Source organism: Wenzhouxiangella psychrophila (assembly GCF_042310375.1).
Classification (GTDB): domain Bacteria; phylum Pseudomonadota; class Gammaproteobacteria; order Xanthomonadales; family Wenzhouxiangellaceae; genus Wenzhouxiangella.
Window position 1 is genome coordinate 61894 of record NZ_JBHJMQ010000009.1, and the last position, 13923, is coordinate 75816.

A 13923-nucleotide genomic window follows, 5' to 3' on the forward strand; every position below is an offset into this window, starting at 1 on the left:
CTACCTGGTGGGTTACTGGTCGTCTCGTTCAGGGAAATCGATTACCCGATCAACTGGCAAACCCGGATAGTCGGGATACGTGGGCGCCATGAAATAAAGCCCTTCGGAAGGCGCTGTCGGGCCGGCGACAGTCCGGTCCGCTGCCGCCAGAACGTCGCCCGGCCACGACAGGGTTTTGTCACCCTTGCCGACCGGAATCAGCGTTCCGGCCACGTTTCGAACCATATGGTAGACGAAGGCATTGGCCTCGATGTCAACGACCACCTCGCTGCCATGGCGTGTCACCGACAGGTGATGGATGCGCCTCACCGGCGATTTCGCCTGGCATCCCACCGCCCGGAAGCTGGAAAAATCGTGCTCGCCCAGCAGGGCCTGGGCCGCTTCGTGCATTCGATCGGCATCCAATGGCTGCCGAATCCAGGCGACCCGACCGCGCTCGATGGCCGGCCGAACCCAGCGATTGAGGATGCGATAGCGGTAGCGGCGGCGCGTGGCCGAAAAGCGGGCGTGAAATCGATCGTCCACGGGGCGCGTCCACAACACCGAAATACCGGGATGGAGCTGGGTATTGGCGCCGAGCACCCAGGAACGCTCGCGCCGTTCGGCCCGGGTATCGAAATGAACGACCTGGCAGTACGCGTGGACACTCGTATCCGTGCGCCCGGCGCAATGCACGGTGACCGGGTGGTCGGCCACCCGGCTCAGGGATGATTCGAGGCAGGCTTGCACGGTCGGCGACTGACGCTGTCGCTGCCAGCCGTAGAAACCGCTGCCGTCGTACTCGATGCCGGCGGCCAGTCGCATTGGAATTTCCGGACTACGCCACTATTCAAGCTGGTCGAGCAGCTTCTGCGCCTCGGCCTGCTTCTCTTCGCTGCCGTCGCTGATCACTTCCTCGAGGACCGGCCGTGCCGAGTCCGCCAGGTCGACCGAGATGTAGGCGCGTGCGAGATCGAGCTTGACGTCGGCATCTTCGTCGCCGAGCGAGCCGCCCGACGATTCGGATGCTTCGACATCTTCAGCAACTTCACCATCCGACGGCTCGGCAGATTCGGACGCGCCGTCCCACTCAAATGCTTCGGTCTCGGCGGTCTCGGCGGTCTCGGCGTTCTCGCTATCAGTCTCAGCAGTCTCGTCCAGATTGAAATCGAGTCCGTCGTCGGAAACCGTAGAATCCAAATCCTCGACATCCGAGCTCAGTTCGAGATCGAGATCCTCATCTTCCCGCGTGCCGGCCTCTCCAAGCACTTCATCAGCTTCCTGCTCACGCGCTGGCGTGAAGTCCAGGTCGAGTCCGCCCGCACCTTCATCCTCGACTTCCACCGGCGCCTCGGAATGCTCGTCTGTGGGCGCTTCAGTCGCCTCAGCGGACTCGTCGTCTTCCTCGAATTCACCAAAGTCGGTTACCTCGGTATCGGCCGGAACAGAAGTAACTGGCCCGGTTTCGCTGGCCGGATCGTCGAGGCGCTCGGACAGCACGGCGAGATCCATGTCTTCGTCGAAACTGTCTTCGCTTCCGTCCGTGCCGTCGTCGGTTTCGGAAGTCGCCGGTTCACGCGTTTCTTCCTCCATGCCGAGATCGAATTCCTCGTCGGCGGCATCACCGGGCTCGCGCTCTCCGGTGTCGGTATCGGTGTCCATATCGCTTTGCGAATCGGCCTCGCCGATGTCGAGCATGCCGATCATTTCATCCGCACGCCGATCGAAATCATCGTCCTCATCCTGCGCCTCGTGCGGCGTCAGTAGCGGGTGGTCGGGAACATACGCAGACGCCAGCGACAGCGCCTCCTGCCACTCCGGCGCCGACTCATCGTCAACCTCTTGGTACATCTGATCGAAAGCATCGGTGAACTCCTGCTCCCGACCGCGATCGCCAAGCAACTCCAGCAACGCCAGGTGCGCGGCAAGGTCATTCGGCCTGCGAGCCACGGACGCCCGGGCCGAGTCGACAGCGTCGTCGTCGGCCGGAGCCCCTCCGACCGACTGCGAGGCCTGGCGTCGACGGCGCAGCCACAACACGGCAAGCACGGCAACGATGACCAGAGCCAGCAGCCCCACGGCGGGCCACAACCAGCCGGACATGCCGCCGGAACTGCGCGTGACGGGCATGGAGGACTCGGCTTGTTCGGCTTGTTCGGCTTGCCCGGCTTCATCGGTTGCCTGTGAATCCGTACTCGACTCATCGGCCGCCGCCATCGCCTCGTCGTCGCCATCGGTCGCGGTGTCGGCGTCTTCGGCTTCACCGGATGCTCCAGCATCGTCTTCATCAGCCGCAGCCATTTCGCCGCTTTCAGCGTCGGATGCTTCTTCGTCCTGTGTTCCGAACTCTTCTTCGAGCTCCCGCATGTAGTCGGTGACCTCGTCGCCCTCTTCACCGCCGGCGGCCTCTTCCCCGTCGGCCGTCTGGGCAAGCCGGTCCTGCTCTGCTCGCGCCTCGCGGGCTTCGCGCAGTCGATCCTCGAGCTCCGCCAGCGATTCTTCTGCTACGGCCACTCCGGCCATGTCTCGCTGCTCGAGCGCATCACGAACTTCGGCGACGTGTTCGTCAAAGCGCTCGCTTTCGACATCGCTGGCGGCGATCTCCTCTTCGACCTCGGCCAGCTGCTGGCTGACACGTTGAACCTCGCTTTCGGAAACAGCGGACGTTTCCGAATACTGGTCCTCCTCGGGCGGGACGACGTCGAGGCGGTAGTCTTCGCCGCTTTCGGCCGTCTCGGCTGCCCCTTCTTCCGGAGCAGTCTCTTCCTGCGCAGCGCTTTCCTCTGCGGCTTCGTCCTGGTCGGCCCCGGCAGATGGTTCAGGCGTTTCCGGCGTAGCCGCGTCCGACAGGACGGGAGCATCCCCGGCCATTTGCGGCTGCCAGGACCGCATGTGCTCGCGAACGCGACGTTCGGCCTCGGCACGGTCCACGGCTCCGACTTCATCGACATCCGGCATGTCCAGCAGCGCGTCGCTACGAAGCCGATTGATGTTCTCGCCGAGGAAGGCGCCGCGATTGCGATTGAAGATGGCCAGCATGACTTGGTCCATGCTCAGCGTGTTGTCAGGGCGCCAGTCCTGGGCAATACGCCACAAGGTATCGCCGCGGGAAACTCTTACCGTGTCGCCGGCGCGCGAAGGCGTGGTTGCTGATTCTTCTTCCGGCTGCGAGGGCCGGGAGGACGGCTGGCTCGCCGGCTCTTCAGCGCGCTCGGCCGTCTCACGCTCCTGGCGTTCGGCGGGCTCCGGCTCGGAAGCGGGCCGGGAAGCCGGCTGACTGACATCGCGTACCGGTGCCGCGGAGTCCCTGACCGGCGGGTCCAGGAAAAGGGTGTATTCACGCAACACGCGGCCGCTGGACCAGCGTGCATCGATGAGAATCTGAACGACGGGATCGTCGACGGGCCGCTGCGAGCGCACGCGAACGGTCGCCGGATCGGTACTGCGATCAACCGTCACCTCGAGGCCCAGTCCCAGCGAGTCACTCGGCACACCGAGACGTTCGTGGTCTTCGAGCGAAGCCGGCGCCACGCTGACGGACTCGACCGCATCGGACCGCACGTCGAGCAGGCGAATGGAGATATCCAGCGGCTGGCCCAGCCAGGAATCGACGCGGGCCTCCCCGAGCCCGAGCGCCCGAAGACCGTCGGCAGGAAACAGCAGCATGAGTACACCCAGGAGAACGGGTGCGATCAATCGAACAGCGTTGTTGGCCATGAGCGCCGAGTCCCTCTAATGCTTGACAAATTTATTTCAATTCAAGCGAGTATACCAATGTGTTCACATAATGCGAAAGCGCCGCGGCATCGCGGCGCTTTCAAGGGATCGCTGATTGGAATCAATCGTCGAGGAACGTAGCGCGCGGCTGACTGACGGTGTCCGCCAGACGCCGTCACACAGCCGCGCAGTCGCTCATCGGCGACTAATCAGGTACTCGGCGATCTGGATGGCATTCAACGCCGCACCCTTTCGTACATTGTCGGCGACGACCCAGAAATCCAGTCCCTGCGGATGACTGAGGTCGCGGCGGATACGGCTGACGAAGGTCTCGTCGTGACCACTGGCATGCGTCTGGGGTGTGACGATCTCGTCATCGCCGACCACCTTCACACCCGGCGCCTTGCCCAGGAGCTCGCGTGCCTCCTCGACTTCGAGCGGCTTGACGGTTTCGAGATGCACGGCCTCGCCGTGACCGAAGAACACCGGCACACGCACCGCCGTGGCGTTGACGGCGATTTCGTCGGAATCGAGGATGCGACGCGTCTCGTTGTGCATCTTCATCTCTTCCTTGGTATAGCCGTTTTCCTGCAACACGTCGATCATCGGGATCACGTTGAAGGCGATCGGCGCGTTCAGGGCCTTGACCTCCGGGTCGCGGAAGTTGAAGCGGTCCTTGCTCTGCTGGGCCAGCTCTTCCATCGCTTTGGCACCGGCACCGGAGACCGACTGGTAGGTCGCCACGTTGATGCGGGCAACGCCGGCGGCGCGATGGATCGGCGCGACGGCCAGCAGCATCTGGATGGTCGAGCAGTTGGGGTTGGCGATGATGCCGCCGTCGGTACCGAAATCATCCAGGACGCTGGCGTTCACCTCGGGCACCACCAGCGGCACGTCCGGGTCGAGGCGGAAATGCGAGGTGTTGTCGATCACCGTGCAGCCGGCCTTGGCCGCCCGGGGGGCATGCTCGGCCGAGACGCTGCCGCCGGCGGAGAACAGTGCATAGTCCCAGCCGCTGAAATCGAACTCGGACAGGTCCTGGACCGTAACCGACTTGCCATTGAAATCGACCTGGCTGCCGGCCGACCGGCTCGACGCCAGCACCGCCAGCTCGCTGATCGGAAATTCGCGCTCAGCCAGCAACTGCAGCATGACATGCCCCACCGCCCCGGTCGCACCGACGACGGCTACTCGATAACCTTGCTTCGCTTCGCTCATGATGTCTTTTTGGTCTGTTTGAATGAAAAAATGTCCACAGATGAACACAGATAAACACAGATTGGTCTTGCCAGCAGTTTCTTACCCGAGGAGAGGCGCCTGAGCTGCAATGCCTTGGTGCCACAGACAAGGGGAGTCGGTGGTTTCTTTATCCGTGTTCATCTGTGTTCATCTGTGGGCAATTAGATTTTGAATTTGATTTTGAAGTTGCGTCACCCGGGAATACGCGGCGTCTGCTCGCCTACGTCACCACACTGGGCACGGTTGAGCAGGTAATGGTCCATGATCACCAGGGCCAGCATGGCCTCGACGATGGGCACGGCGCGAATCCCGACACAAGGGTCATGGCGGCCGGTGGTCACGATTTCAACCGGATCGCCGTGGATATTCACGGTTTTTCCCGGCAAGCGAAGGGATGAAGTCGGTTTGAAGGCGACAGCGCACTCGACCGGCTGCCCCGTCGAAATACCGCCCAGCACACCGCCGGCGTGGTTGGACTCGAAGCCCTCCGGCGTGATCTCGTCGCGGTGCTCGGTGCCCTTCTGCGCAACCGAACCGAACCCGGCGCCGATCTCCACGCCCTTGGTGGCATTGATGCTCATCATCGCCGCGGCCAGGTCGCCGTCGAGCTTGGCATAAACCGGCGCGCCCAGGCCCACCGGCACGCCGGTCGCACGCGCCTTGACCAGCGCACCCACCGAGTCGCCCGACTTCCAGAGCTTCTTCATATAGTCCTCGAGCGCCTCGATCCTGGAGGCGTCCGGACAGAAAAACGGATTCGTACCGATCACGGCGGCGTCGAAATGCTCGTCGCAGACCTCGTCGCCGATCTGGCCCAGCCAGCCGACGATCTCGACACCCAGCTTTTCGCTCAGCCATTTCTTCGCCAGCGCCCCGGCAGCCACTCGCACGGCCGTCTCCCGCGCCGAGGACCGTCCCCCGCCACGGTAGTCCCTGATTCCGTACTTGTGGTGGTAGGTGTAATCGGCGTGGCCGGGGCGGAACTGCTCGGCGATCTTCGAGTAATCCTTCGAGCGCGCGTCGGTGTTGTAGATCAACAGCGCGATCGGCGAACCCGTCGTCCTGCCCTCGAAGGTGCCCGAGAGAATCTGGACGTCCTCGGCCTCCTTGCGCTGTGAGGTCCAACGGCTCTGCCCGGTTGCCCGCCGCATCAACTCGTCGCGGATCTCCTCGGCCGTGATCTCCATGCCGGGCGGAAACCCGTCGATCACACACCCGATCGCCGGCCCGTGGCTTTCACCGAAGGTCGTGATCGTTAGAACATGGCCGAAGGAGTTTGAAGACATCAGGGTTCGGGGTTCGGGGTTCGGGGTTCGGGGTTCGCGCCCCGACCCGCTGAATCACTCCAGATCAAGTCCGACGCTCGGCGAGCACAGCTTAACGCTTGTCGGCAACGCACCTTCGGACCCGCCACGCGCCCCTGAACCCTGAACCCTGAAACCTGAACCCTTCTTTTCATAATCAAAGATTCGTGTAATTGGGACCGGAGCCACCCTCCGGCGTGACCCAGTCGATGACCTGGTAGGGATCGGCAATGTCGCAGGTCTTGCAGTGGACGCAGTTGGCGGCGTTGATCTGCAGGCGCTTGCCGCCTTCGTCCTCGACCACCTCGTAGACGTTGGCCGGGCAGAACTTCGTGCAGGGGTTGCCGTACTCTTCCTCGCATCGGGTGAAACACACATCCGGGTCGATGATCTTCAGGTGCACCGGCTGGTCTTCGTCATGCGCGGTCTGGGCGAAGTAGACCGAGGCAAGACGGTCACGCGGCGGCAGGTCGCGCTCGACGTAGTCGAACTTCAAACCCGCTTCGTCGAGCTTGCGGTACTGCTCGTGGTCGGCGTGGTTCGACAATGTGCGCGGCAGCTTGCCGGCGGTGGCCGTCTCCACGGCGGCAATTGACATGCCGCGCCACAGGCCCTTGTTGAAGCCCGGACGAATGTTTCGCACCTTCTTGAGTTCGGCGAAGATGTCGGACTCGCGCAGGCAAGCGTCGAAGCCTTCACTGCTGAGCTTCTCCGAGAGATGCTCGGCGGCGAGCATGCCCGACTTCATCGCCTGGTGCGTGCCCTTGATCTTGGGCACATTGAGCAGGCCGGCCGAATCGCCGATGAGCATCGCGCCCGGCATCTCGACCTTCGGCAGGGACTGGTAGCCGCCCTCGACCAGGGCGCGGGCGCCGGCCGACAGGATTTCACCGCCCTCGAGCAGCTCGTGCATCATCGGGTGGTGCTTGAACTGCTGGAAGGCCTCGAAGGGCGAGAACGCCGGATCCTGATAGTCCAGGCCGCAAACGAAGCCGACGGCGATGCGGTCCTTGTCGAGGTGGTAGATGAAACTGCCGCCGTAGATCTCGCTGGGCAGTGGCCAGCCCACAGTGTGCTGGATGTAGCCCGGCTCGACGCGTCCTTCCGGCAGGCGCCAGAGTTCCTTCATGCCGATGCCGTAGGTCTGGGGGTCACTGTCGGCATCCAGCTTGTACTTCTTGATCGCGCGCTTGGACAGGTGGCCGCGGCAGCCCTCGCCCAGCACGGTGACCGGGGCGTGGATCTCGATGCCCTGGACGTAGGTGTCCTTCTCGTTGCCTTCGGCGTCGACGCCCATGTCGCCGATGATCACGCCCTGCACTTCGTCCTTGTCGTTGTAGCTCAGGTCGGCGGCGGCGAAGCCGGGGAACAGGTCCACGCCCAGCGCTTCCGCCTTGGGCGCCAGCCAGCCGCACATCGCGCCCAGCGAGACGATGAAGTTGCCGTGATTCTTCTGCTGCGGCGGCGTGGGGAGTTTGCGGCTGCCGGTCTTGCTCAGGTGCAGGAACCGGTCCTTGCCCGCGGGCACGCAGATCGGTGGCGGATCATCGCGCCAGCCGTCGATGAGTGCATCCAGCGGCTCGGGCTCGATGACCGCACCGGAAAGAATGTGTCCGCCAATCTCGGCGGCCTTCTCGATCACGCAGACGTTGAGATCGTCGGAGAGTTGCTTGAGCCGGATCGCGCAAGCCAGCCCGGCCGGGCCGGCACCGACGATCACGACGTCGTATTCCATGATTTCGCGTTCGGACATGGGATTCGCTGGGAATTCGGGCCAGATCTGAAAGGATACAGGCAAGGGAGCCTCTGAGAAACTCTGCCGGGCCTAATCGGCGAGCAGCGACTGCAGCTTCGGCCAGACGGCCTCCAGCATCAGCGGCTGGGCCTCGACGGTGGGATGGATTCCGTCATCCTGGAGCATCCCCGGCTTGTCGAAAATATCGTCGATGAAGAACGGAAGCAGCTCGACGTCATGGCGCTCGGCCAGGCGCGGATAGATCGCCTCGAAGCGCTCGATGTAGACCGGACCAAGGTTCGGCGGCAGGCGGATCTGCATCAGGGCCACGGTGGCATCGGCCGACTTGCCTTTTTCGATCACGGCCGCCAGATTGTCTTCGGTCTGCGTCGGCGATAGCCCACGCAGGCCGTCATTGCCGCCAAGAATGATCAGCACGACATCCGGCCGGTGTGTTTCCAGTAGCCCGTCGATCCGGGTGACCGCCCCGGCGGTGGTTTCGCCCGAGATGCTGGCGTTGACTACTTCGTGCTCGCCGTCGAGGCGTTCGGACAGCAGATGCACCCAGCCCGATTCACGGGGGATGGAATAGGCGTCGGAAAGACTGTCGCCGACGACCATCACCGTCGCCGCACTCACCGGCAGGCACAATGATGCGCTCAGCAACGCAATGAACAGTCCTTTCGAGAACAGTTTGAACATGGATCAATCCACACAAAGCATCCTGTCGGCCCGACAGGTGGGATTTTCGGTCGACGCCCCCGGCGGGCGACTCGAGATTCTCAAAGATATCAGCCTGGACCTGAACGCCGGCGAAACGCTGGCGATCGTCGGGGCCTCCGGCTCGGGCAAGACCACCCTGCTCGGTCTGCTGGCCGGCCTCGACCGCCCAACCAGTGGCGATATCCGGCTGACCGGCGCCGAACTCAAGTCGCTTGACGAAAACGCCCGCGCGCGGTTGCGCAAACGCCACGTCGGCTTCGTCTTCCAGAGCTTTCACCTGCTGCCCAGCCTGACCGCGCTGGAAAACGTGATGCTAGCGCTGGAGATCGCCGGCTTCGAGCACCCGCGCAAGCGCGCCCTTCAGGCGCTCGACCAGGTGGGCCTGAGCCACCGCCTTGAGCACTACCCGCGCCAGCTCTCCGGCGGCGAGCAGCAGCGTGTGGCGATTGCCAGGGCCTTCGCCGGCGAGCCCGAGATCCTGTTTGCCGACGAACCGACCGGCAACCTCGACCAGCGCACGGGCGAAGCCGTGGCCGACCTGCTGTTCGAACTCAACAGACACCACGGCACGGCGCTGGTGCTCGTCACACACGACATGAAGCTCGCTCGGCGGTGTGGGCGGGTTGAAGAGATCGAGGATGGCCGGCTAATGCAAGGCAACGAAGTCGTGTCTCGCCAGGCGGGCGACCCTATTAATGGAACCACGGAATACACGGAAGCGCACGGAGAATGAATGTCGTTTTTCCATTTTCCGTGTATTCCGTGTTTTCCGTGGTTAATCGCTTGACCGGGCAACCGTAAGCCAATGAACGCCACCACCCTCTCGCTAAAGCTCCTCACCCGCCAGGCCCGCTCCAGCGCCCTGGTCATGCTGTTTGCAGGCCTGGTCGTGGCCACGGCTGCACTGGCGGCGGTGAGTCTGTTTACCGACCGGGTCGGGCGGGCGCTGGAGCGGCAGGCCGGGGAGGTGCTGGCCGCGGACCTGGTGGTAACCGGGCGCGAGCGGCTGCCGGACGAATACCGGGAAAAGGCCGGCGAGCTCGGCCTGGATACGGCCGAGATCGCGCTTTTGAGCACGGTGCTGTTCATCGGCGAGGAAAGCCACCTGGTCGATCTCAAGGCCGTCACCGACGGCTACCCCCTGCGCGGGCAGCTCAAGCTGGCCGACCGACTCGATAGCGACGAGGAAGAAACCCTGGCGGCCGCGCCCCGTCCGGGCGCGGGCTGGATGGCCGCCCGGGGCCTGCGCCTGTTTGAAACCGATACCAACGTGGAAGTCGATATCGGCCGCCGGCCGGTGACGGTCGAACGTGTGCTGACCTGGGAACCGGACCGTGGCGGCAGCCGCTTCATGCTCGCCCCGCGGTTGATCATCCACATGGACGACCTGCTCGACAGCGAACTGCTCGGCCCGGGCTCGCGCGTGCGCTGGCGCCTTCTGGTCGCCGGCAGCGAATCGGGCGTGGCCGAATTCCGCCGCTGGGTCGAACCAAGACTCGAAGACCGCCAGGACATCGAAACCGTCGCCGAGGCCGAGGCCGACACCGGCCAGGCGCTCGAGCAGGCCCAACGCTTCCTGGGCGTGGCCGCGCTGACCGCCGTGATCCTGGCCGCCGCCGCCGTGCTGCTGGCCGCACTCAGGTATTCGCGCTCTCAGCGCGACCTGGTCGCGCTCCTTAAGGCCTTCGGCGCCGAAGGTCGCCAGATTCTCGGCGCACTGAGCCTGATGCTGCTGTGGCTGGCGCTGGCGGCAATCGCCACCGGCGGGGTCCTGGCCTTCGGCGCGCAGGCCGTCATCGCCTCGATCCTGGCCGACGGCCCCGCCGGCGAACTCCCGCCGGCGCGACTGATGCCGCTTGTCGGCAGCGGCAGTTTCACCCTGCTTCTGGCGGCCGGTTTCGCCCTGCCGCCGCTGGTGGCACTCCGAACGGTCGCGCCCATGCGCATTCTCAACCGCTCGCTCGATACCCGGCCCGGACTGGCCGGCGGCTTGTGGCTGGCGCCGATTATCGGTGCGCTGGCGATTCCGGTGCTGCAGCTCGGCAACCTGCGCCTGGCGATGATCGTGCTCGGCGGGTCGGCCCTGCTGGCCGCCGTCCTGGCCCTGGCGGCCTGGGGCGCGATGGCGCTGAGCCGGCAATTGTCGAAGCGCACGCGGGCTGACTGGCGTTTCGGCCTGGCCGGGCTGCACCGCCGCCGCGGCCAGGGCATCATCCAGATCACCGCGCTGGGTCTGGGGCTGATGGCGCTGCTACTGCTCATGATCGTGCGCGCCGAACTGCTCGATCAGTGGCGCGGCAGCCTGCCGGAAGACACCGCCGATCACTTCGTGGTCAACATCCAGCCCGACCAGCGCGAGGCCGTGCGCGAAGCACTGGCCGAGGCCGGCGCGCTCAACCTGCAGGTCCGCCCGATGGCCACCGTCAACCTCATCGAGGTCAACGGCGAGGCGCCACCGGATCACCGTTGGGCCGGGCAGACCAATGTCTCCTGGATCGATACACTACCGCCGGCCAATCGCGTCATCGAAGGCAGTTTCTTCGCACCGGACGCCGACGGCGAGATTTCCCTGGCCCAGCGCTGGGCCGAGCGAACCGGCATCGGCATGGGCGACACCATGCTGTTCGAAGCCGGCGGCCAGCGCCTGAAAGCGACGGTAACGAGCATGCGCGAGGTCGAGTGGGAGTCGTTCAACGTCAACTTCTTCATCCTGCTCACCCCGTCGGCGGGCGAGTCGCTCCCGCACCAGTTCATCGCCAGCTTCCGCCTGCCCGATGACGCCGGCCCCCTGCGCGATATCCAGCAGGGTTGGCCCAATGTATCGATCATCGATATCGGCGCCCTGCTCGATCGCATCGGAGAGATCATCGACCGGGTCTCGAGTGCGGCCCAGGTGGTTTTCTTCTTTACCCTGATCGCGGGGCTGGTGGTGCTGCTGGCGGCGCTGGAAGCCACCCGCGACGAGCGCCGGCAGGAAGCGGCCCTGATCCGCGCACTGGGCGCCGACGACGCCCTGGTGCGGCGCGGGCTGCTGATCGAATACGGCGCCATGGCGCTGATCGCCGCCGTGCTGGCAACCGGCGGCGCGGCGCTGACCGGCTGGCTGCTGGCGCGCGAGCTGTTCGAATTCGCCTACCGGCCCTCGGCTCTGCTGCTGGCGAGCGGCTTTGTCGTATCGTTCGTGCTGGTCGTCGGCAGCGGCTGGCTGGGCAACCGTTCGGTGCTCAAAACCTCGCCCATCCGCATCCTGCGCGCGGGCGGATAGACGCCCCTTGGCCTCCACGCCCGAAACCGCCCTGCCGAAGGAGCACGCCGACCCGCATGCCCACTTGATCCTTTACGGCTCACGGCTCAGGGTGCTGTGGCACATGGCCTGGCCGGCGATTGCCGTAATGATGGCCTTCGGCCTCAACGCCGTGATGGACGCCGTCTACATCGGGCACCTCATCGGCGAGCAGGCGCTCGCCGGCGCGGTGCTCGCCTATCCGCTGACCCAGCTGACCCTGGGACTGGGCTCCCTGGCCGGCATCGGCGGCGGTGTGGCGCTGTCGATCGCCATCGGGCGGGCCGACCGCGAGACGGTCAGACAACTGCCCGGGACGGCCGTCACCATCGCATTGCTTCTATCCTTGGGCTATGCGCTTATCGGCGGCAGCCTGGCCGAGAAGCTGGTCTATGCGATGGGCGCACGCGACGACCTGGTTCCACTCGCGGCAGCTTACCTGCGAGCGTCGGCCCTGGGCGGCTTCGGCGCCATCGGCGGCATGACGCTCAACATGCTGATCCGGGGCGAGGGCAAGATGAAGCTGGCGGCGGCCTACATGGCCACGGGGCTGCTGGTCAACGTCCTCCTCACACCGATCTTCATCACGGTCTTCGACTGGGGCGTCGCCGGTGCGGCCTGGGCGACGAATATCGGTGGTGCGGTCGGCGGCCTGCTGGTCTGGCAGCGCTTCGCGCGGGGCCGCGCCAGCTATCCGGTGGATGCCCGCTTCCTGGGCCTGCCTCGGGCCCTGGCCGGACGAATTGTCAGACTCGGTACGCCCGCCATGGTGCAAAGCTCCACCGGCCTGGTCCAGGCCGTGGTGGTATTCAACATGCTCAGTCGTATCGGCACGGAGGCCGACATCGCCTTCTTCGGTGCGGCCTGGCGCGTGCTTTTGTTCATGCTCACGCCGCTGTTCGGCCTGATGCGCGCCTTCCAGCCGGTGGCCGGCATCAATTACGGCGCCGGCCAGTGGGGGCGGATACGCGACAGTTACTGGACTTTCGTCGCCGCCGGCGCGGTCATGATCGTGCCGATATGGATCTTCATGAACCTCTTTCCGGAAGCCACGCTTGCGCTGATGTTGCCCGATGCCGTCCTGGGAGCGATCGACCTGCACCGCTTCCGCGTGCTGATGCTGGTGCTGCCGGTATTGCCCATCGTGTTCACCGCTCTGGCGCTCCTGCCGGCCATCGAGCAGCCCGGCAAGGCCACCCTGGTCTCGGTCTCGCGGCAACTGCTGTTCTACGTGCCGGTGATGCTGACGCTACCGACGCTGATCGGTGTCTCGGGCGTCTACTACGGCGCGACCTCGATCGATTTCATCTGTGCCATGTGGCTGCTGGGGATCGTTATCGTGACATTCCGGAAAATGACCGCGAAACCGCACCCGGGAGTCTCTTGAGGGACTTCTGCCTGCCTTGCCGGACGCTCGCGCAGTCGTCTTCATGGGCTCCAGGAGAAGCCCGGAGCAATCCTAGCGCTTGCGGACGTCGCGCAGGATCGTATAGCGGACGATATGCTTCTCTTCGTCCTCGTCTTCCTGGCGCTGGCCGGGAGAGGTGTCGCCATGCTTGCCCAGGTATTTCATGTCCTCGCCCGGGCCGGCCCGGAAAACGAGCAACGCATTTCCGGATGAAGGCAGGGGCCGATCGGAAATCAGTGTCAACTGATCGGCGCTGCTGCCGGAATCGGCCACGGTCACCTTGCTGAAGCGACCGGACATGGAACTCATGTCGGAAATGGCGCCCTGGTAGTAGGTCGTCTGGCCCCGCCGCTCGAGCCCGATATTGCTCGACAGCGAGGAACACATCTCCTCGGCACGCTTGATTGTGTCGTCGGTGACGAATTCGTAAATGTTGTCGTCGTCTTCTCGGCGCATTCTCCGGCCTCCTGCAGATCAGTGACGGCTGTCACAACTGCTGCATCCGACTGCAATATAACCCAGATTGCGGGTCGCC

General features: G+C 64.6%; 10 protein-coding genes. 3 read left to right on the forward strand and 7 right to left on the reverse strand.

Going from position 1 to position 13923, the window contains the following annotated elements; genetic code table 11:
- Positions 1–12 precede the first annotated feature (12 nt).
- The 6 genes from truA to ACDC66_RS11835 form a co-directional block, all read right to left on the reverse strand.
- Positions 13–804, reverse strand: coding sequence for a tRNA pseudouridine(38-40) synthase TruA (truA, locus tag ACDC66_RS11810; protein WP_376696931.1), 792 nt, complete (start codon positions 802–804; stop codon positions 13–15).
- 21 nt (positions 805–825) lie between these two features.
- Entirely contained in the window at positions 826–3696 is a 2871-nt protein-coding gene (locus ACDC66_RS11815; RefSeq protein ID WP_376696932.1) for a FimV/HubP family polar landmark protein, read from the reverse strand.
- Positions 3697–3891: 195 nt separating this feature from the next.
- On the reverse strand, positions 3892–4914 hold the full coding sequence (locus ACDC66_RS11820; RefSeq protein WP_376696933.1) for an aspartate-semialdehyde dehydrogenase: 1023 nt from the start codon (positions 4912–4914) through the stop codon (positions 3892–3894).
- Between the two features lie 212 nt (positions 4915–5126).
- On the reverse strand, positions 5127–6221 hold the full coding sequence (gene aroC / locus ACDC66_RS11825; RefSeq protein WP_376696934.1) for a chorismate synthase: 1095 nt from the start codon (positions 6219–6221) through the stop codon (positions 5127–5129).
- A 175-nt stretch (positions 6222–6396) separates the two neighbouring features.
- Positions 6397–7992, reverse strand: coding sequence for an electron transfer flavoprotein-ubiquinone oxidoreductase (locus tag ACDC66_RS11830; protein WP_376696935.1), 1596 nt, complete (start codon positions 7990–7992; stop codon positions 6397–6399).
- Positions 7993–8064: 72 nt separating this feature from the next.
- The gene (locus ACDC66_RS11835; RefSeq protein ID WP_376696936.1) at positions 8065–8676 is read right to left on the reverse strand and encodes an arylesterase; all 612 of its coding nucleotides are present in this window, start codon (positions 8674–8676) and stop codon (positions 8065–8067) included.
- On the opposite strand from ACDC66_RS11835, the gene ACDC66_RS11840 reads away from it, so the two are divergent.
- The 3 genes from ACDC66_RS11840 to ACDC66_RS11850 all read left to right on the forward strand — a co-directional run bounded on the left by ACDC66_RS11840 (position 8675) and on the right by ACDC66_RS11850 (position 13367).
- Positions 8675–9430 (forward strand): ABC transporter ATP-binding protein, encoded by a 756-nt coding sequence (locus tag ACDC66_RS11840; protein WP_376696937.1) that lies wholly within the window; start codon positions 8675–8677, stop codon positions 9428–9430. The two genes, ACDC66_RS11835 and ACDC66_RS11840, sit on opposite strands and share 2 nt — an antisense overlap.
- 72 nt (positions 9431–9502) lie before the next feature.
- On the forward strand, positions 9503–11962 hold the full coding sequence (locus tag ACDC66_RS11845; RefSeq protein ID WP_376696938.1) for an ABC transporter permease: 2460 nt from the start codon (positions 9503–9505) through the stop codon (positions 11960–11962).
- Between the two features lie 7 nt (positions 11963–11969).
- A complete protein-coding gene (locus ACDC66_RS11850) occupies positions 11970–13367 on the forward strand; it encodes an MATE family efflux transporter (RefSeq protein ID WP_376696939.1) in 1398 nt (465 codons plus the stop codon).
- Between the two features lie 72 nt (positions 13368–13439).
- On the opposite strand, the gene ACDC66_RS11855 is transcribed toward ACDC66_RS11850, so the two are convergent.
- Positions 13440–13844 carry a hypothetical protein gene (locus tag ACDC66_RS11855; protein ID WP_376696940.1) on the reverse strand — a complete coding sequence of 135 codons (405 nt, stop codon included), beginning with the start codon at positions 13842–13844 and terminating at the stop codon, positions 13440–13442.
- Between the last annotated feature and the right edge of the window lie 79 nt (positions 13845–13923).